The sequence below is a fragment of the Planococcus sp. 1R117A genome (genome assembly GCF_051417975.1).
Lineage (GTDB): Bacteria > Bacillota > Bacilli > Bacillales_A > Planococcaceae > Planococcus > Planococcus shenhongbingii.
The window spans coordinates 186,151-204,583 of sequence record NZ_JBPRLO010000006.1; the positions used below are offsets into that span (position 1 = coordinate 186,151).

The following is an 18,433-nucleotide window of genomic DNA, read 5'->3' on the forward strand; positions in this document are numbered from 1 at the left end:
GAAATAATGCAAAAGCAAAAGGACAGCCCAGCGGCTGTCCTTTTTTCATGCTTCTTTTTAAGTTAATGCTGGAAAGTCCTGCTGGCGCAATGCCTCGTACATTAGAATCGCTGCGGTATTGGATAAATTCAGTGAACGGATATGCTCGTTCATTGGAATGCGCAGGCAATGGTCCAGGTTCTGTTCAATCAATTCTTTCGGCAGCCCTTTAGTTTCCTGGCCGAACACAAAAAAATGATCCTTTTCACGATCCGAGAAATCGAATGTCGAATACGTTTTCTTCCCGAACTTCGTAATATAATAAAATTCTCCGCCGGGATAGTGATCGAATAGTTCTTGCAAAGAATCATGATACATGAGATCAACATGCTCCCAGTAATCCAATCCTGCCCGTTTCAACATTTTGTCATCTGTTGAAAAACCAAGCGGACGGACCAAATGGAGCTTTACCCCTGTTCCTGCACATGAACGTGCAATATTTCCTGTATTTGCTGGAATCAGCGGTTGATATAAAACAATGTGTATAGCCAAATCTTTCACTTATCCTTTCATTTCTTCGGCGAAAAAAGCCAACCCTTTTTGAATTTCTGCTAATGCTTCTTCATCTTTCTCTGCGTGCTGCGCTTGCTTTAGCGCGTCCAGCCCTTCGGCCGTACCAATCTTGCCAAGTGCCCAAGCTGCTGTCCCGCGGATTACTGGCCGGTCATCTCCTGTTAGAAGTCCGATCAACGCTGGTACAGCACTTTCTTCTTTAAAATGGGCCAGCGCCAGAATGGCATTGCGCTGAATCGGCTTTTTGCCTCTCCAGGAACCGGAGACATAGCCGAACTTCGCTTTGAATTCCCGGTTTGAAATGGTCAACAGCGGTTCCAACAGAGGTTTCGCAATTTCAGGATCCGGTTCGAATTCTTGATGGATCTGATTGGCTTTGCGCTTGTTTTTTGGACAGACCGTCTGGCATGTATCACAGCCATACAAACGGTTGCCAATAACGCTGCGGAACTCATCCGGCAAAAAGCCTTTTGTCTGCGTTAAAAAAGAAATGCAACGCTGGGCATTCAGCTGGCCGCCTTCAACAATGGCCCCTGTCGGACAAACATCAATGCACAATCGGCAGTCGCCGCATTGATCTTCTATCGGTTCATCAAAACGGAATGGAATATTGGTGATCATTTCACCCAAATAAACATAAGAACCGAATTCCGGCGTAATAATGGACGTATTTTTGGCACTCCAGCCGATTCCCGCACGTTCCGCTACCGCACGGTCTGACAGCTCACCGGTGTCCACCATGGAACGCATGCGGGCTTCCGGGTAATGAGCGGCGATAAAAGCCTCCAGCAGCGTCAGACGCTCACGCAATGCCGCATGATAGTCTTTCCCCCATGACGACCGTGAAAAAATGCCTCGCCGGGCTCCTTTTACGCCTTGAGGTGCATCCTTCATCTTAGATGGATAGGCAATCGCAATCGCAATAATACTAACGGCCTCATCCAGCAAAAGAGCGGGCCGTATCCGCTTTTCAATATCCGGTTCTTCGAATCCCGACTGGTAGTTCAACTGCTGCTGGCGAATCAGCCGGTGTCTTAAATTATAAAAAGGTTCCGCCGATGCAAAACCGATTTTATCAATTCCGATTTCCGAGGCATACGCAACAAGCTCTTTTTGAAATTGATCAAGATTCATGTTGTAACCTCTCATTCTTAATATATGATACGATATCCCTAATACATCATCTGAAAGGAAGATTGCAATGGAACTGTCAATCAATCCTAAAATTATTGAAATCTTACCTGACTTTAAAATAGGATTCATTCATTATAACAATATCACCGTTTCCGATTCACCTCAAATGTTAAAAGGCCGGCTCCAGCTTTTCCAGGAACAATTGTATTTCGATCTCGAAGAAAAAGAGCTGACCGATTTTCCAGGCCTTCTGGAATGGCAGTTGATCTGGAAAGCTTTAGGCGCTGATCCAAGCCGTTACCGTCCTTCTGCAGAAGCGCTGTACCGCCGCATCAAAAAACAAAATTACTTGAAACCGATCCATTCTGCTGTTGATATGAACAGTTTCTTGTCGCTGCAATACGAAATTCCGCTGGGCTTATATGATGCCGACAATATTGAAGGCAATGTCGAAATTGCGCTTGGCACCTCCAGTGATCAATTTGAAGGGTTGAATAACCGAGTGAATACCTTAACGAATATTCTTGTTTCGAAAGACAAACAAGGTGCTTTTGGCAGCCCATATGTCGACTCCAAGCGGACGGCAGTGACGGAAGCTACTCGAAACGCATTACATATCTTTTATTTGCGGCCATCGATGGAGAAGGATGTGGCGCTGCAGTTATTGACCGCTGCTTCTAATATGTTTATAGGGATCAATGGCGGAGAAGCCGAGATTCAAGTGGTTTAATTTGTCATAAAAAATACCACTACCTTCAAAAAGGCAGTGGTATTTTGGTTTATTTATGGATTAACGACAGTAAGGCTAGCTTTCGCACTAGTATTTCCTGCTTTGTCTTTCGCGGTTACAGTGATGATCACACCTCTTTTTTGGGCTTTAATCGGCACAGAATAATAACCGGTTGATGAAGCTTTGGCATACCCCAGAGTTGTTGTCCCCACTTTTACTGTAACAGTTGAATTGGCTTCTGCTTTTCCGGTTACTTTTAAATCATTGCTATCTACTTTATAAATGACCGGTTTAGTTGGGGCAATAACGTCCACTACAGTTATCAAAGCACTTGCACTTGTATTTCCTGCGCTATCTTTTGCTGCAATCGTCAAAACAGCTCCAGCTTTTTGAACAGCTATTTTAGCTGAAAATGTTCCAGTTGAAGTTGCTTTAACTGAACTCAATACAGTACTTCCTCTTTTAACGGTGACTGTCGAATTCGCCTCGGCTTTACCTGTTACCGCTACATCATTATTATCCACTTTATTTACAATTGGTTTAGTCGGGGCCACTCCATCGACTACTGTCACATTGGTGCTTACGCTGACATTCCCTGAACTGTCTTTCGCGGTTGCCGTTAATTTTGTCCCTAACTTTTGCACTGCAATTTTTGCAGAAAAAGCACCTGTGCTTGATGCCTTAGCAGAACCGATGACAGTAGTCCCGCTTTTGATAGTAACTGTAGCACCCGCTTCGGCTTTTCCTGTCACTGCTACATCGTTATTATCCACTTTGTTTACAGTCGGTTTTCCAGGCGCTACATTATCCGCAAAAGCTGTAGTAATTGCATAGATATCACTTTCTGTATTGTCGTTCCATCCTTCAGAAAAATCATCATCCGTTGCCACAACATAATATGTTCCCGCTTTTGCTTGATAATACTGGATTTCCAGTTCTCCATCGTCTTCGTATCCTAAATATTGAAGTTTACTGCTTTCCGCCCAATCTTTTTCAACAACGGCATAAAGTAAATTAATGGCATATGTATTGCTCGAACCGCCTACACCTATCATGCCATCTCTTGGAACTACGATTTTATAAAAATCGAAATCATCGTAAGGCAGTAATTGTCCTAAAGTCGGCTTATTGTATGACAGAAGGTCAGCATAGCCAAAGTCGTCATTGGGCTCTTGTTCAACTAAATAATCTGTACTTGCTGCTATATTACTTGCTTGGAAGCGAAAGTTGTTTAAGTTAGTAATGCTTTTAAACTTCTCATCTAATAAAACTTTCGGATATAAAGCGGCTTCATTATTAAACGCTTTTTTTTCACTTTGTTGTTCCATCAAGTTTTTATATGTTGCAGTGGTGTTTGCTTCAGCTGAAGCCCCCGAAAAAATAGCTAAAAGACCCGCCGACACTATTGACAAAAGCACTTTATTGACCATTAATAGTTCCCCCTAAATAAATATAATTACCTACAAAAAGATAGTACCTTATAATCATATTGAATGCTATTTATTTTTTATTCCTGTCACTAACTTTCTATAGTGGAAGAATAGTTTTTTCTATTAGAAGGGAGAAATATATGGATAAAGCAAAATTCTTTAAATCCTAAGGATTGTAGAGTACACTCGGATTAATTCTTAAATAAAGAGGGTCTTCAAGTGAAACGAGTGCATAGTGATATTATCCAATTCCGGGGAAGCCATTATGATTTCGGATATATGCAAGGCGAAGGTCTGAAAGATTCGATTCTTTTGCCGAACCGCCGCAAACAAAGAAATTCAACAAGCAAAAGTTTATTGATAAATGAACAGCAAACCAAGCAGTTGCTATTGGCTTTCGCACCCAAAGTTTGGGAAGAAATCAATGGATTGGCCGATAGCCTCAAATGGAATATGCATGATGCAATCCGGGAATTCGGCGGTTATTATTTGGAATATGTGCGAAGCGGCTGTTCCATTTTCACCGGTTCCGATTTTATGGTCCGCAATTACGACAGTGCGCCGCAAGGCTATGAAGGCCGTTTTGCCCTATATCAACCGACAGATGGCGGCTATGCTACAATCGGCCCGACGATGCAAATCACCGGGCGGACTGATGGGCTAAACGAAAAAGGCTTGGCGATGGGCTATAACTTCATCAACCGCAGAAACTCAGAAGACGGCTTTATCTGCAATATGATTGGCCGGCTGATTTTAGAGAATTGTGCTTCAATTGATGAAGCGATTGCTTTGCTGAAAGAAATTCCCCATCGCCGTTCATTCAGCTATGTACTCCTTGACCGCAGAGGAAAATCAGTTGTTGTGGAAGCTTCACCACGCTCTGTGCTGGTCCGTGAATCAGCGGTTTCCACCAATCATTTCGAATTGCTGACAGAAGAAAACCGCTATCAGACAGATGATTCCCGCCGACGTGAAGAGACCATGCTCGCATATCAGAATATGGCGGATGCCTACAGCGCTTTTCGCTTGCTCAATGATTCCGATCAAGGCGTCTTTTCCAAAAAATACTCTACTGCTTCCGGCACTTTGCATACCGCATCTTATTTCCCGCATAGCCTGGAAGTCGGATTTGCGATTGGTCCCGACCGGCTCCCGCTGATGTTTGATTTTGAACGCTGGCTTCAAGGTGAGCGGCTGTATGCCAAAAAAGTAAATGGAAAAATCGATACACATCTGCCATTTGTCCATATGGCTGAAATGTAAAAGGAGTTGTCCCAAATTACTTTTGGGACAACTCCTTTTTCACTTATAAGCGTAGTTCTTTTCCATATGGGCAAAACCAATGTCCGTATCAATCTCTCCATAAATTTTATCAGCCGCCAGATTTTCTCCTTGAAGCCATTCACCAAAGTCAAAAACAAATGGTTCTTGATTGCCTCCGATTGAAAACCACATTTGCTTATTCTTAGGCAAATAAACAGATGTATGGATTGTGCCGGCCCAGCTTTTATAATCGGATGAAAATACGCCTTTATTCGGATCATTAAAGAGACGGTAAGTTTTATAGGCATCTGTCGTCTCTTCAGGCTGTGCCTCGATTGCTTCAAGCCGCTGATAAGAATCTTTTAAGTAATTGCGGTTTTCATGGGTCTGAATTTCAAAATGGTTGGTGCAGACATTTGTTTTCCTTACTTCAACCGCTCTTGGGCTGGCTTCAATGACCGACGTCTCGCCGCTGATATCCGTGACAACATAACTGAAGGAGCCGCGATGAGGAATTTCTTTCACTAACTCGACTGCTTCCTGCACCGTCGCACATGTTTCCAAAATGATGCGGCCAATCATATAACAGACAAAACCATCGCCCGGCTTTTTGCGATGGGTAAAATTATAGCCCATTGCGAGGCCTTTTTCATTCATGCCATCCATGCGTCCTGTAATCCGCGATGTCGGTCCAATAATGGCATAACCGCCGTCGGTCGGCTGAAACAAGCTAAAACGTCCTTCGTAAGTTTGCGGATGGAAATCATAGTTGCGCACCATGAAGCCGTCCCCTGTAACGATCGAACAGCCTGAAGGCATCGCATCAATCCGATAGCCTCCAAAATCACGCACGATCTCTTCCATCGGCAATTCCAGGCTGTCACGCAAACCCTTCAACTCTTGCCAAATCCCTGGAGCAAAACGTTCGAAAGCGTTTTTCGTTTCTTCTATATCGATTTGAAACCTCGGCCGTTTCACTTTCCACTGTTTTCTTCGGTTTTCAAGCGTGATCGAATCTTTTAAAAGCTGCCCCTGCTTCCACCCAAAATCGTAATGAGTTCCTCTAAATTGCAGGATATCGCTATGTATCTGTTTCATGAATGCCCTCCTCTTTATGCACTATCGTAGAGTATTTATGATATTCAGTTATTATAACAATTAAGTACAGCGTGATGACAGAAAAATGGTTTGAGAGGAGTGGGCACATGCCTCGCTTAAAAATGCTGATTGGCCTTCCGGGCAGCGGAAAGTCGACTTATGCAAGAAGAATGGTTAAAACTGAACCTGGATGGGTGCATTTGTCATCAGATCAAATCGCCCATGGAAAATTTGAAATTGGGCAGCCCATCCATCATCGCGAAGTTTTTGAAGAAATGTATCAGCAGACTGTTTTTTCCCTTAAAGCTGGCCATGATGTTATTTACGATGCCACCAACTTGGCTTCTTCAAAAAGGAGAAATTTCCTGAACCGGATCCAAAAGCTCGGAGCCCAAACAGAAGCGGTCATGTTCTGGACGTCTTACGAAATCCTGAAACAACGAAACCAGAAGCGAACTGATAGGGAGCGGGTGCCTGAAGCGATTCTCGAACGCTATATCCGTTCTTTCGAATTTCCAAGAAAAGATGAGAAGTTCAATAAAGTCAGCATCTTATCCGATTTCAAGACCTCCTTGGCATCACAAAATATCCAGCCAATCCGGCATCTCATCCAGAAAGAAGCCGCTTCTTTTGAAGAAATCCTGTCATTGTATGCAGCGTTCAAAGAAACCAAAGCTCTTAGCAACCAAGAAGAAATGAGCAAAATTATTAACTGCATGTATACACTGTTTAAACAAATCCACCTTGAAGTCCTGGATCCTAAAGAACGGGAACTTTTATTGTGGGCGGCACTGCTCCATGACATCGGTAAACCTTATGTGCGCAAACATTTGCCTCTTGAAAAAGATAATTTTTATGGTCACGAACATGTTTCAATGTACCTTGCCTATCCAATCCTTTCTTCCCTTCAATACGCAGAGCCGTTTATCTTCGACGTGCTCCTGCTGATTGATGAACATAGATTGGCGTTGACGATGAAACGCGGAAAGATAAGACGGAGAATTGGTGAAGAGAATTATGCACGGCTGCAGTTTCTACTTGAAAAGATGACAGATAGAATAGAGTAAAACCGGAACACCATGTACCGGTTTATACTCTATTGACTTAAATCCTTTTTTTCAAAGTGAATGAATCCGTTTCTAAAAAACGGCTTAAATTCCATTAGTTCCATATGTTTAAAACCTGTTAATAGTGAACGGGCTAATATCCAGTGCAGATTGACGATTTCCTGTTGCCAATTCACTTAGAATTTCTCCAACTGCACTGCTGAATTTAAATCCATGGCCGGAGAAACCGCAGGCAAGAATGACATGTTCATAATCAGGGTGCTTATCAATAATAAAATCCTCATCCGGTGTGTTCGTATAAGTGCATGGCTGGCCCGAAACATGTTGCCCGACCTTTGGCATATATCGATTAGCAAAACGGCTGACATCTTGTTGATCTTGTGGATGCGTTCCAAACTCCTCTGGCGGTTTGCGCATATCCCGCGGACGCCCTCCATCATGCCGCCCGATTTTAACACCTGCTCCGTTGATGCTCGGAAAACCATAATACATTTCTGTAGGCAGTTCAAAAGTGAAAGCTGGAAAACGATTAGCAGGATAAATGCTTTCGTCTGTTTCAAACCATGAAAATGTATTTCTCAACTCCTGCAGCGGCAATTCTAAACCGACCAAAGGCAGCAGCTTTCTGGCTGCAGCACCTGGTGTGAGAATTAGCGAATCTGCTGTAAAACTTTCATCTGTTGTCGCCACCTGCACATGTTCATCAAAAATGGAAATTGAAGTGACAGCGGTATGAGCTTTTAAGACAGCACCATGTTTTATTGCCTCTTTTTTGAATGCTCTGATGCAGTTTTCACTCATCAAGACACCGGAATCCAATTCATAGCAGCCAATATAGCCTTCTGGCACCTGAAAGCCTTCCCATCTTTGATTGATTTCCTCCGCGGATAATTGCTCAACGTTCAGCGAATATTTTTCTCCACTCTTAATGACATTTTGAATGAACAGGGAATCTGGTTGAGCAATATTTATGACTCCCGTATTTACAAATAGTTTTTCATCTGACAGTTCTTGAAGCTCATTCCATAATGCCTGTGCTCTTAAAGCCATCGCCACATAGCTTTCTCCTTCCCCGTAGGCATGCCGAATGATGCGGGTGTCTCCATGATGCGAACCTTCTGTATGCGGCGGGTCATAAGAGTCCAGCAAGAGGATCCGCTTCCCTTTTTTCGCCAAGTAATATCCGGCTGCCATGCCCATTGAGCCAGCTCCTACTATAATTACGTCATACTCCATCTAATGACCTCCTGCAATTTATTTCTTCTATAATACTATACATGCAAAAAAAGAGATTTTCTTTTGACAAAAATCCCTTCGGCTCCTTAATGATAATTAGAAATTTCGATAAGATTTTCATCAGGATCTCTTATGTAGACGGATGTGATTGAAGCTGTTGCTCCCGTCCTTTTAACTGGCCCTTCTTCGATTTCGACTTGGCAATTTTTCAAATGCAAAATAACTTCAGGGACAGGGGTATCCGTTATAAAACAAAGATCGGCACTTCCGGGCATAGGGGTTTTAGCTTTCGGCTCAAATTCTATGCCTGCTTCATGAAGATTGATTTTCTGGTTTCCAAACTTCAAGGCCTTTCTATTGTCTCCGAATGCATTGATTTCCATCCCCAAAACCCGATGATAAAACTCACAAGTGTCTTCAATGCTTGCTACTGTTAAAACCAAATGATCGAGCCGATTGATTTTCATCTTCCACATCCTCTTTTAAGTGTTCTTCATCAGGTATTATTGCTTCAACCTCTACTGCTTGCTTTCCTCTTAAAGCTGATAAAATAATTGGAGAAAACTCTTTCAACTTATGTGGTTCAGATTTTTCAGCTCTTATGAGGATGGCTTAAAAAATTTGCGGACCACCCATTTTTCCAGTTCTACAGTTACAAACACACTGACACCGATAAGCAGAGGCCAAGTCCAATATTCCAGTGCAAGTGGTGCGGTACCCAATAATACATTCATGAAGGGAACGTATGTGACCGCCAGCTGGACAGCGATTAAAATGCCGGATACCAAAAAGGCGGCTTTATTCGAAAAGAAATTCCGGTTTAACGCAAAGCCCTTTTCACTTCTGCAATTGAATAAATAAAGCAATTGAGATATCACCAGCGCTTGCAGCGCCATTGTATGAAGGATGGCTGCGCCATAGTTTTCCTCCCTCACTTCAGACAGCATAAACAATATCCCGCCGCAGATTACGACAGAAACAAAAGCGATGCGAAAAAGGTAATAAGGGCTCAGCAGCTTCGTGTCCGGCTTTCTGGGCGGCCTTTCCATTGCACCGGCCTCCAGCTTTTCAAAAGCGATTGCCATGGAAATCGTGACAGCTGAAATCATATTGACCCATAGAATCTGCACGGGAGTCAATGGCATCACTGTTCCGAACAAGATGCTGACAAAAATCAAAAAACCTTCCGCCACATTAGTCGGCAAGATAAACAGAATCGTTTTCTTCAAGTTGTCGTAAACACGCCTGCCTTCTTTAACCGCTTTGACAATCGTATTAAAATTATCATCCACCAAAACCATCTCTGCTGCCTCTTTTGATACTTCCGTCCCTTTAATGCCCATCGCCACACCAATATCCGCCCGTTTCAAAGCGGGGGCATCATTTACTCCATCTCCAGTCATCGCACAAATATGTCCCTCAGCTTGAAGCGCCCTTACCAATTGGAATTTGTTGTCCGGGCTTGTGCGGGCAAAAATATCATATTTTAAAGCAGCCTCCGCCAATTCCTCATCGTCCATGCGCTCCAAATCTTTGCCTTCCAGTACCAGACCATTGCTTCCAATGCCCATTGTAGAGCCGATTGCCAACGCTGTTTCCTTATGGTCGCCTGTAATCATTTTGACTTGGATCCCCGCTTTTTTGCATTGCTGGATAGAGTCGATCACTTCTTCACGGGGCGGATCGATAATTCCCGCCAGGCCGATTATTTCAAAGCCGCTTTCCATGTCGCTATGGTCTATGCTCCTGGCCGAAAAATCAACCGATTTTACAGCTGCTGCTATTAGCCGTTCTCCTTTTTTCGCATGTTCCTGTATTTTCTTTTGCCACATCATCAATTGATCAGACTTTGTTTCCAATTCTGCCATGTCAAAGATTGGTTCGGGAGCCCCTTTCACGAAAATGAATTTTTCCCCTTCGATTTCCACAAGCGACGCCATATATTTATACGACGAATCAAAAGGAATCTTCGATAGGCTTTTCAATTTATCGACCTTTTCATCCGCTTTTTCTGCCAATGTGACAAAACATCCCTCTGTAGCATCTCCACTGATGACCCACTGACCTTGTCCGTCGCGTCTCAAGTCTGCTTCGTTGACTGTTTTAACACAATCCAGGAATCGCTTGAGTTCTGGAGACTCTGAAAGCCTGGCTTCTTGCTGATTCACTAAAATGGAGCCTTCTGGAGAATAGCCTGTGCCTGTTACTTCGAAGTCTTCATCTTTCAGCAAAATTGATGTGACGGTCATTTCATTTTTAGTTAGCGTCCCGGTTTTATCTGAACAAATAACAGACACTGCACCTAATGTTTCAACAGAAGGCAAACTGCGGACGATGGCATTTTCTCCTGCCATCCTTTGCACACCAATTGCCAGGATGATGGACAAGACAGCAGGAAGCCCTTCAGGAATCGCCGCTACTGTTAAACCGATAATAGACAATAGCAGCTCTGCCGTTCCATAATCATGGAAGACATAGCCAATAAGAAACATCACAACCGCACTTATCAAGATAATAGCAGAAATGACTTTTCCAAATTCTGAAATCTGTTTGAGCAATGGAGTTTGCAACTGGTCCACGGCAGAAATAGAAGCGTTGATTTTTCCCAATTCCGTATTATTGCCAATTTCAACTACTATTCCAAGGCCGGATCCTGAAGAAATAGAGGTGCCTGCATATACCATGTTCTGCCGATCGGCCAGAACTGCCTCTTTTGGCAAAGCCGCCCTGCTTTTCTCTATCGCTTCCGATTCACCCGTTAAAGACGATTCTTCTACATTCAGATTGACTGCTTCGAAAATACGAATATCTGCAGGAATTTTATCTCCAGCACTTAAGACAACGATATCTCCTGACACCAGATCCGCAGAACGGATAGCCGCTCTCGTCCCGTTCCGGACCACCGTCGCTTTTAAGGACAGCATTTCCCGTATGCCTTCCAATGCTTTTTCCGCTTTGCTTTCCTGGATAAACCCGATTGCCGCGTTGATCACAATTACCAGCAAAATGACTAATGTATCAATATAATGCCCCAATAGAATGGTAATGATCGCGGCTCCCATCAATACGTAAATCAGTACATCTTTAAAATGTTTGATAAAACGCAAAATGGCTGATTCCTTTTCGGGTTCCGGCAGCACATTCAATCCCCATTGTCTGCTTCTATTTGCTGCTTCTTCTTCTGTCAAACCTTTGTTTACATCTGTCTGCAGCACTTCCATAACTTCCTGTACAGTGAGTTGATGCCACTTTGTTGTTGGCATGGAGCCGCCCCTCTCAGCCTATTTATTTCAACTAATCCAACCGGTTGATACTTAACTTTTCACATCCCCTTTTGGCTCTTCTTTTCCTATGGTTAATACTTCAACTTATTCCGCCTGCATTCCTCTCAAAAGGGGGGAAGTAACAGAACAAATTCTTATTCTTCATGTTTCGGCCTTTGCTTCTTTCTTTTATTGGCATCCTGCATTCTCTTTCAGCAAAAGAAATTAGATAAACAAAGACCAATTAGAAGTATTATATATCAATTAAATATTCGGATTATTTTATACAGTTGTATTGCATTTTACAGCATCAGGTATATAATGTAGGTGAAAATAACATTAAATATTTAATACATATATCAAATATCCATCAAGGAGGAAGTACAATGAAAAGGCTTCTCGTTGCCCTCATGGTCACTTTTCTCAGCCTGTCTGCCATGTCTACAGTCAGTGCTCATCCACACCACCACGATGACGATGACGACGATTACAAGTACAGTGTTCGGAAGGAGTTAGCCATCAGCAAAAAGGCACTTAAGAAGTATCGGGACATTGAAGTCGCACTCGATGAAGGATTCACCGGATTAGTACCTGGAGCTTGCGTGCCGAAAATGGGGATTCACTTGGTTAAACCGAGCCGGGCAGATGATGCGAAACTTGACATTAGAAAACCTGAAATTTTGGTTTATGAGCCACTGAAAGATGGAAGCTATAAGTTAGTCGCAGCTGAATGGTATGTGCCGGATGAAAAAACTGATAAAACGCCAAAATTATTCAACCAGAAATTCCAGGGACCAATGAAAAACCACGATGGTTCTAAAGGTAAGCATTATGACTTGCATGCATGGCTCTTTAAAAAGAATCCGGACGGAATGTTTACACCGGAGAACAAGCTGGTAAGCTGTAAATTCGCTAAATGACTGGGCAAAAATGAATAACAAAAAAGCCAGTGCAGAAGTGATTCTTCTGCACTGGCTTTTGTATTTGAATAACTGTTTTTAATTAAATCTCATGAGGATAGCAACTGCCAAAGGACAAGAGGCACTGATTGTCCCTAAATAAGTAACCAGGGACAAGAACGGAACTACCGAAAAGATTTTCTTTGCCTGCTGCGCATAGGGGATGTTAAACACGTATAGATAGGTAAAGCCTCCAATTCTGCAATTAACCCTTATTGCAGATTGCCATAGGCGAGTCCGATCATCACGGGCAAGGCCGCTGCTCCCCCGCACTAACTGCTTTTAACCAAGGAAATAATAGCTGATGTCTTTATGAAACTCAAAAAAAGCCAATGCTCTGAAGGTCTCAGAACATTGGCTTTCTTAAGTCATCGCTTGGCATGGCGATGATAATGATACCGGCGGTCGGGGTCGAACCGACACTCCGGTGAAGGAACGGGATTTTGAGTCCCGCGCGTCTGCCAATTCCGCCACGCCGGCATGTCAAAAAGGACATTAATAAATATAACATATATTAGTTGAAACGCCAATAGTTTTTCGCGATAGTATTAATAAAAAAAGAACTTTGAATTTCAAAGTTCTTTTTTTATTACCTTATAGGAAAATATTAAGAATAAAGTAAAAACCTGCAGCCAGCAGTGCAGAAATTGGCATGGTGATGATCCATGTGATCAACATTGTTTGTGCTGTCCCCCATTTAACACCTTTAAGCCGGTGAGCAGCACCTACACCCATAATGGATGAAGAAATGACGTGTGTAGTACTGACTGGCAAATGGATGAATGTCGCTCCGAAGATCACCGCAGCACCCGTAATGTCAGCCGCTACTCCGTTAACAGGACGAATTTTCATAATCTTGCCGCCTACTGTTTTAATAATTCTCCAACCGCCTACTGAAGTCCCTAGAGCCATCGCAAGCGCACACACAAACTGTACCCAGAACTGAATGTCGTCCGAAGATTGATAGTTATTTACAATCAATGCCATCGTTATGATCCCCATTGCTTTCTGGGCATCGTTTGTCCCATGGGAGAAAGACTGCAAAGCCGCAGTCGCAATTTGAACAAAGCGGAAATTTCGATTTGTTTTGGTAAGATTGTGATTTCTAAACACCACTTTAAAGATGCTGTAGACAATATAACCGGCAACAAAGGCCAGAATTGGCGAAAAGATCAATGCTTGAAGAATCTTTAAAAATCCTCCATAATTCAAAGCTGCAAAGCCTGCTGCGGCAATCGCTGCACCAGCAATAGAGCCGATTAAGGCATGGGATGAACTACTTGGAATCCCGTAATACCATGTAACCAAGTTCCAGACAATTGCAGCCAGCAAAGCTGCAAGAATCACAACTGATCCGTTAGTTAAAGTGAACGGATCCACAATATCTTTAGTGATTGTTTTAGCAACGCCAGTAAATGCCATAGCTCCTACAAAGTTCATTACAGCAGCCAATAAAATGGCATGGCGCGGTTTCAATGCTTTCGTTGACACCGCAGTAGCGATTGAGTTGGCCGTATCATGAAATCCGTTTATGAAGTCAAAGACTACAGCAAAAACGACAATTAATACCGTTAAAAGCAGAACCATATCCATGAGTCATCTTGCTCCTTAAGCGTTTTTCATTATGATTGATTCGAATGTATTTGCTACCTTTTGGCAATGGTCTGCAATTTCTTCTAATTCTTCATAAATTTCTTTGTATTGCATAATGCGGATTGGATCTTTTTCCGTCTGAAACAAATGCTTGATGGCATGGCGTCTGATGACGTCACATTTTGATTCGTAGTCTTTGATTTTTATCGCATGCTCTCTCATTGCAGGCAATTTCTTAGAAGACATCAAATCTACTGCAGTTTCGATTTCGATTGTGCTTAAACGAATCGCTTCAACGAATTCCAGCATAAATTCATCGGCATTAACAATGGAATACATCTCAAACATAGAAGCTGTGTGATCCAAGCCGTCCAAAACATCATCCATATTCATAGCAAGCGCCAAGATATCTTCCCGTTCAATCGGCGTGATGAAAGCTTGGTTTAGATCTTGAATGATTGTATGGACATAATTGTCCCCTTTGGTCTCATAATCTTTCATTGTGTTAGAGAAAATTTTCAAATCGCTGGCTTCTCTCAACTTAAAGTCTGCAAAATAGGCAGCACTTTCTTTTAAATTCAACGCGATATTACTTAACAAAACTGCAAACTTGTCTTTCTTTTTGAAAGCCATTTTCTTACCTCCGCTATATTCATAAAGTAAACTCTGAGCTTTTATATAATATACTAATTTACATTAAATTCATACTATATTAATATAAATTTACATTGCTGTAACATTACAAAATTATTCAAAAACTGCATTACTCGCTTTTTTCGACTCCGTCTATATTTCTGCCTAATTAAGGTGTTTAGAAAATCAAATTCTTTTCTATAAATCCATCTTTGATCACGGCTACTATATTGTCTGTATTTTCAAGAGAGCGAATATCTTCTAGAGGATTATTTTTTGCGATAATTATATCCGCCAATTTTCCGGCCTCGACAGTTCCAATTTGTTCATCCCATCCCAAACACTCTGCAGCTACTTTAGTGGTTGCTACAATGGCCTCCATTGGAGACATGCCAATCTCACACATTAAGCCCAGTTCACGCAAGTTTGTGCCATGGGCCATTACCCCAGCATCAGTCCCCATTGCGATTTTGACTCCAGCTTGATGAGCTTTTGCTATGCTTTCTTTATGGACCTCCACTATTTCAGCCGCTTTTTTTACTGCATAATCCGGCATGCTTTCATTCATTTTACTCGCTTCTACAACTGATACCGGGGCCAGTAAAGTCGGCACCAGATAAGTCCCTTTTTCCAGCATCAGCTGTATCGCTTCATCATCCAAAAAGATGCCATGTTCAATTGAATGGATGCCTGCACGCACGGCATTTTTTATACCTTCTGCTCCTTGCGCATGTGCCATTACTTTTATGCCACGCCGGAATGTCGCTTCTTCTACAATAATCGACAACTCTTCTTGGGAATACTGAGTGAATTCCGGATGATCTGTCGGGCTCATCACCCCTCCTGTCGCATGAACTTTAATTACTTCAGCACCCGCTCTGAGCATTTCCCTAACCCTTTGCCTCACTTGTTCAGGGCCGTCACAAATCCCTTCTGGCATTCCCGGATAGCTTTTAGCGGTAATGTCCAGCCCCGATCTCATCCATGAGTCTCCATGCCCACCTGTAATTGTTAAAGGAGTAATGCTCAGCTGCATCCGCGGACCCGCAACCAACCTTTTTTCTACTGCTTGTTTAATGCCGAAATCCGCAAACCCTGCATCACGGACAGTAGTCACTCCGGCATTCAGAGTGCTTTTCATATAGCCGATTGCTTCATAAAATTTTAAGGCGAACGGTGTATTTAAAGTTTCGCGTATATCTTTTATCTGCATGGCGATATGCACATGTGCATCAATCAATCCTGGAAGAATATAACCGCCTTGTGCATCAAGCTCCTCTACACCTTCTTCAGGAATTTTCATTTCTGAAAGCTTCCCTACAGCTTCTATGCGGTTGCCGTTTAAAAGTATTGCTGCTTCATGAAATATCGGATTCCCTGTTCCATCAATTAAATGCCCATTTTTAATCAATTTATAAGCCATAGCATTTCCTCCACTTCGATAAGTTATCTGAATATTAATAACAATATCATTTATAATAAAAGATGCAAAGTTCTATGCTAAAGGAAGAAACCACAAAAAAACCACCAGTTTTGAAGTTAATCAAAACTGGTGGTTTATAAAGGACAGGCAGGTCCTTTTCGAAGATACCGGCGGTCGGGGTCGAACCGACACTCCCGTGAAGGAACGGGATTTTGAGTCCCGCGCGTCTGCCAATTCCGCCACGCCGGCAAATTATTATGGAGGCGGCAACCGGACTCGAACCGGTGATAAGGGTGTTGCAGACCCATGCCTTACCACTTGGCTATGCCGCCAGAACTATTGGAGCGGAAGACGGGGGTCGAACCCGCGACCTCCACCTTGGCAAGGTGGCGTTCTACCACTGAACTACTTCCGCAAAAGCTGGGGTACCTGGATTCGAACCAGGGCATGACGGGATCAAAACCCGTTGCCTTACCGCTTGGCTATACCCCAATAACTGGATGGGGCGGACGAGGGGAATTGAACCCCCGAATGCCGGAATCACAATCCGGTGCGTTAACCACTTCGCCACGACCGCCATATTATCATTAGTATCTAAATCATTCATTAAAATAAAAAACATGGGGCGGACGAGGGGAATTGAACCCCCGAGTGCCGGAATCACAATCCGGTGCGTTAACCACTTCGCCACGACCGCCATCATATAATTTAAAAATTGGCAGGGGCAGTAGGAATCGAACCCACATCGGAGGTTTTGGAGACCTCTGTTCTACCGTTAAACTATGCCCCTATAAAACTGGTGGTGGGGGGCAGATTCGAACTGCCGAACCCGAAGGAGCGGATTTACAGTCCGCCGCGTTTAGCCACTTCGCTACCCCACCTAGTGGTGCCGGAGAAAGGACTTGAACCCTCAACCTACTGATTACAAGTCAGTTGCTCTACCAGTTGAGCTACTCCGGCATGGAGATATAAAAAAATGGTGGGTCAGGACGGAATCGAACCGCCGACACTTAGAGCTTCAATCTAATGCTCTACCAACTGAGCTACTGACCCATTTTGTTCTGTAAAAATGGCGGTCCCGACCGGGATCGAACCGGCGATCTCCTGCGTGACAGGCAGGCATGTTAACCGCTACACCACGGGACCATTTTGGTTGCGGGGGCAGGATTTGAACCTGCGACCTCCGGGTTATGAGCCCGACGAGCTACCGAACTGCTCTACCCCGCGACAATAATATAGGTGATGATTTTCTTTCCTTATACTTTCTTCAATAGCCATTGTATTATATAGAAGAAACTTTTTAATGCCTTGTTGAAGTTTATGTATTTAGGAAATGGTGGAGGATGACGGGATCGAACCGCCGACCCTCTGCTTGTAAGGCAGATGCTCTCCCAGCTGAGCTAATCCTCCAGGTATTTAAAGTGTTGGTGACCCCTACGGGATTCGAACCCGTGTTACCGCCGTGAAAGGGCGGTGTCTTAACCGCTTGACCAAGGGGCCTTAATTATTGAAGATATCTACTGGCGGAGAGCAAGGGATTCGAACCCTTGAGACGGTTGCCCGCCTACATGATTTCCAATCATGCTCCTTCGGCCACTCGGACAGCTCTCCAAAAGAATGGCTCCGAAGGTAGGATTCGAACCTACGACCATCGCATTAACAGTGCGGTGCTCTACCACTGAGCTACTTCGGAATAATATTGATCAGCCTGGCAACGTCCTACTCTCACAGGGGGAAACCCCCAACTACCATTGGCGCAAAAGAGCTTAACTGCCGTGTTCGGGATGGGAACGGGTGTGGCCTCTTTGCCATCATTACCAGACTAATTTTATTTTGAAAGACAAGTTTTATTATACCAATAATATAAAGTATATCAAGCTTTTTTTGAAAAAACTTTTCACTTGCGCCCTCAAAACCGGATATGCGACATTGAACAAACTGTTTGGTTAAGTCCTCGATCGATTAGTATTCGTCAGCTGCACGCGTCGCCGCGCTTCCACCCCGAACCTATCTACCTCATCGTCTTTGAGGGATCTTACTTGCTTGCGCAAT

The 18,433-nt window shown here is 43.3% G+C and carries 14 protein-coding genes, 17 tRNA genes and 2 rRNA genes; 4 read left to right on the plus strand and 29 right to left on the minus strand.

The annotated features are described in order from the left end of the window. Positions 1-57: 57 nt before the first annotated feature. A complete protein-coding gene (gene trmL / locus ACSFXN_RS17235) occupies positions 58-531 on the minus strand; it encodes a tRNA (uridine(34)/cytosine(34)/5-carboxymethylaminomethyluridine(34)-2'-O)-methyltransferase TrmL (RefSeq protein WP_437151375.1) in 474 nt (157 codons plus the stop codon). A 9-nt stretch (positions 532-540) separates the two neighbouring features. After that, the gene (queG, locus tag ACSFXN_RS17240; RefSeq protein ID WP_437151376.1) at positions 541-1,686 is read right to left on the minus strand and encodes a tRNA epoxyqueuosine(34) reductase QueG; all 1,146 of its coding nucleotides are present in this window, start codon (positions 1,684-1,686) and stop codon (positions 541-543) included. A gap of 67 nt (positions 1,687-1,753) precedes the next feature. On the opposite strand from queG, the gene ACSFXN_RS17245 reads away from it, so the two are divergent. Next, positions 1,754-2,416, plus strand: a complete 663-nt coding sequence (locus tag ACSFXN_RS17245) for a B3/B4 domain-containing protein (RefSeq protein WP_437151377.1) — start codon at positions 1,754-1,756, stop codon at positions 2,414-2,416. Between the two features lie 53 nt (positions 2,417-2,469). On the opposite strand, the gene ACSFXN_RS17250 is transcribed toward ACSFXN_RS17245, so the two are convergent. Then, positions 2,470-3,846, minus strand: a complete 1,377-nt coding sequence (locus ACSFXN_RS17250) for an Ig-like domain-containing protein (protein ID WP_437151378.1) — start codon at positions 3,844-3,846, stop codon at positions 2,470-2,472. A gap of 219 nt (positions 3,847-4,065) precedes the next feature. Here ACSFXN_RS17250 and ACSFXN_RS17255 point away from each other — a divergent pair, with 219 nt between their 5' ends. Then, positions 4,066-5,109: a C45 family autoproteolytic acyltransferase/hydolase gene (locus tag ACSFXN_RS17255; protein ID WP_437151379.1), complete on the plus strand. Its 1,044-nt coding sequence runs from the start codon at positions 4,066-4,068 to the stop codon at positions 5,107-5,109. A 39-nt stretch (positions 5,110-5,148) separates the two neighbouring features. Here the strand turns inward: ACSFXN_RS17255 and ACSFXN_RS17260 are convergent, their stop codons facing one another. After that, a complete protein-coding gene (locus ACSFXN_RS17260; RefSeq protein WP_437151380.1) occupies positions 5,149-6,207 on the minus strand; it encodes a C45 family autoproteolytic acyltransferase/hydolase in 1,059 nt (352 codons plus the stop codon). Positions 6,208-6,314: 107 nt separating this feature from the next. On the opposite strand from ACSFXN_RS17260, the gene ACSFXN_RS17265 reads away from it, so the two are divergent. Further along, complete coding sequence (locus ACSFXN_RS17265; RefSeq protein ID WP_437151381.1) at positions 6,315-7,274, plus strand: AAA family ATPase; 960 nt, start codon at positions 6,315-6,317, stop codon at positions 7,272-7,274. Between the two features lie 108 nt (positions 7,275-7,382). On the opposite strand, the gene solA is transcribed toward ACSFXN_RS17265, so the two are convergent. The 3 genes from solA to ACSFXN_RS17280 all read right to left on the minus strand — a co-directional run bounded on the left by solA (position 7,383) and on the right by ACSFXN_RS17280 (position 11,773). After that, positions 7,383-8,510: an N-methyl-L-tryptophan oxidase gene (solA, locus tag ACSFXN_RS17270; protein WP_437151382.1), complete on the minus strand. Its 1,128-nt coding sequence runs from the start codon at positions 8,508-8,510 to the stop codon at positions 7,383-7,385. 86 nt (positions 8,511-8,596) lie between these two features. Continuing rightward, the gene (locus tag ACSFXN_RS17275) at positions 8,597-8,977 is read right to left on the minus strand and encodes a VOC family protein (RefSeq protein ID WP_437151384.1); all 381 of its coding nucleotides are present in this window, start codon (positions 8,975-8,977) and stop codon (positions 8,597-8,599) included. Between the two features lie 132 nt (positions 8,978-9,109). Beyond that, positions 9,110-11,773, minus strand: coding sequence for a cation-transporting P-type ATPase (locus ACSFXN_RS17280; protein ID WP_437151386.1), 2,664 nt, complete (start codon positions 11,771-11,773; stop codon positions 9,110-9,112). A 386-nt stretch (positions 11,774-12,159) separates the two neighbouring features. Between ACSFXN_RS17280 and ACSFXN_RS17285 the strand changes: the two genes are divergently transcribed. Beyond that, positions 12,160-12,693, plus strand: coding sequence for a hypothetical protein (locus tag ACSFXN_RS17285; RefSeq protein WP_437151388.1), 534 nt, complete (start codon positions 12,160-12,162; stop codon positions 12,691-12,693). Positions 12,694-13,128: 435 nt separating this feature from the next. Here ACSFXN_RS17285 and ACSFXN_RS17290 read toward each other — a convergent pair. The 22 genes from ACSFXN_RS17290 to ACSFXN_RS17395 form a co-directional block, all read right to left on the minus strand. Beyond that, a tRNA-Leu gene (locus ACSFXN_RS17290) sits at positions 13,129-13,212 on the minus strand. 114 nt (positions 13,213-13,326) lie between these two features. Then, a complete protein-coding gene (locus ACSFXN_RS17295) occupies positions 13,327-14,325 on the minus strand; it encodes an anion permease (protein WP_437151389.1) in 999 nt (332 codons plus the stop codon). Between the two features lie 15 nt (positions 14,326-14,340). Next, positions 14,341-14,958, minus strand: a complete 618-nt coding sequence (locus ACSFXN_RS17300) for a DUF47 domain-containing protein (RefSeq protein WP_437151391.1) — start codon at positions 14,956-14,958, stop codon at positions 14,341-14,343. 178 nt (positions 14,959-15,136) lie between these two features. Next, positions 15,137-16,381 carry an amidohydrolase family protein gene (locus ACSFXN_RS17305; RefSeq protein ID WP_437151393.1) on the minus strand — a complete coding sequence of 415 codons (1,245 nt, stop codon included), beginning with the start codon at positions 16,379-16,381 and terminating at the stop codon, positions 15,137-15,139. A gap of 165 nt (positions 16,382-16,546) precedes the next feature. Next, positions 16,547-16,630: transfer RNA gene (locus ACSFXN_RS17310), tRNA-Leu, on the minus strand. Positions 16,631-16,639: 9 nt separating this feature from the next. Continuing rightward, positions 16,640-16,713 (minus strand) — tRNA-Cys (locus tag ACSFXN_RS17315). Between the two features lie 8 nt (positions 16,714-16,721). Then, a tRNA-Gly gene (locus tag ACSFXN_RS17320) sits at positions 16,722-16,796 on the minus strand. A 5-nt stretch (positions 16,797-16,801) separates the two neighbouring features. Further along, a tRNA-Gln gene (locus ACSFXN_RS17325) sits at positions 16,802-16,873 on the minus strand. A 9-nt stretch (positions 16,874-16,882) separates the two neighbouring features. Next, positions 16,883-16,958: transfer RNA gene (locus ACSFXN_RS17330), tRNA-His, on the minus strand. Positions 16,959-17,002: 44 nt separating this feature from the next. Continuing rightward, positions 17,003-17,078: transfer RNA gene (locus ACSFXN_RS17335), tRNA-His, on the minus strand. 19 nt (positions 17,079-17,097) lie between these two features. Further along, positions 17,098-17,171 (minus strand) — tRNA-Trp (locus ACSFXN_RS17340). A 7-nt stretch (positions 17,172-17,178) separates the two neighbouring features. Next, positions 17,179-17,262 (minus strand) — tRNA-Tyr (locus ACSFXN_RS17345). A 3-nt stretch (positions 17,263-17,265) separates the two neighbouring features. Next, positions 17,266-17,341, minus strand: a tRNA-Thr gene (locus ACSFXN_RS17350). A gap of 17 nt (positions 17,342-17,358) precedes the next feature. Then, positions 17,359-17,434 (minus strand) — tRNA-Phe (locus ACSFXN_RS17355). Between the two features lie 17 nt (positions 17,435-17,451). Beyond that, a tRNA-Asp gene (locus ACSFXN_RS17360) sits at positions 17,452-17,527 on the minus strand. Positions 17,528-17,531: 4 nt separating this feature from the next. Then, positions 17,532-17,608, minus strand: a tRNA-Met gene (locus tag ACSFXN_RS17365). Between the two features lie 107 nt (positions 17,609-17,715). Further along, positions 17,716-17,791 (minus strand) — tRNA-Val (locus tag ACSFXN_RS17370). Between the two features lie 15 nt (positions 17,792-17,806). Next, positions 17,807-17,881 (minus strand) — tRNA-Glu (locus ACSFXN_RS17375). A 21-nt stretch (positions 17,882-17,902) separates the two neighbouring features. Next, positions 17,903-17,992 (minus strand) — tRNA-Ser (locus ACSFXN_RS17380). A 7-nt stretch (positions 17,993-17,999) separates the two neighbouring features. Then, positions 18,000-18,074: transfer RNA gene (locus ACSFXN_RS17385), tRNA-Asn, on the minus strand. 13 nt (positions 18,075-18,087) lie between these two features. Further along, positions 18,088-18,203 (minus strand): 5S ribosomal RNA (gene rrf / locus ACSFXN_RS17390). 120 nt (positions 18,204-18,323) lie between these two features. Continuing rightward, a 23S ribosomal RNA gene (locus tag ACSFXN_RS17395) occupies positions 18,324-18,433 on the minus strand; the annotation flags it as partial.

Coding starts and splice junctions, on each gene's coding strand:
- ACSFXN_RS17280 (WP_437151386.1), bottom strand. CDS start 11,773: ATGCCAACAACAAAGTGGCATCAACTCACTGTACAGGAAGTTATGGAA.
- ACSFXN_RS17275 (WP_437151384.1), bottom strand. CDS start 8,977: ATGAAAATCAATCGGCTCGATCATTTGGTTTTAACAGTAGCAAGCATT.
- ACSFXN_RS17305 (WP_437151393.1), bottom strand. CDS start 16,381: ATGGCTTATAAATTGATTAAAAATGGGCATTTAATTGATGGAACAGGG.
- ACSFXN_RS17250 (WP_437151378.1), bottom strand. CDS start 3,846: ATGGTCAATAAAGTGCTTTTGTCAATAGTGTCGGCGGGTCTTTTAGCT.
- ACSFXN_RS17285 (WP_437151388.1), top strand. CDS start 12,160: ATGAAAAGGCTTCTCGTTGCCCTCATGGTCACTTTTCTCAGCCTGTCT.
- ACSFXN_RS17245 (WP_437151377.1), top strand. CDS start 1,754: ATGGAACTGTCAATCAATCCTAAAATTATTGAAATCTTACCTGACTTT.
- ACSFXN_RS17300 (WP_437151391.1), bottom strand. CDS start 14,958: ATGGCTTTCAAAAAGAAAGACAAGTTTGCAGTTTTGTTAAGTAATATC.
- ACSFXN_RS17295 (WP_437151389.1), bottom strand. CDS start 14,325: ATGGATATGGTTCTGCTTTTAACGGTATTAATTGTCGTTTTTGCTGTA.
- queG (WP_437151376.1), bottom strand. CDS start 1,686: ATGAATCTTGATCAATTTCAAAAAGAGCTTGTTGCGTATGCCTCGGAA.
- ACSFXN_RS17265 (WP_437151381.1), top strand. CDS start 6,315: ATGCCTCGCTTAAAAATGCTGATTGGCCTTCCGGGCAGCGGAAAGTCG.
- solA (WP_437151382.1), bottom strand. CDS start 8,510: ATGGAGTATGACGTAATTATAGTAGGAGCTGGCTCAATGGGCATGGCA.
- ACSFXN_RS17260 (WP_437151380.1), bottom strand. CDS start 6,207: ATGAAACAGATACATAGCGATATCCTGCAATTTAGAGGAACTCATTAC.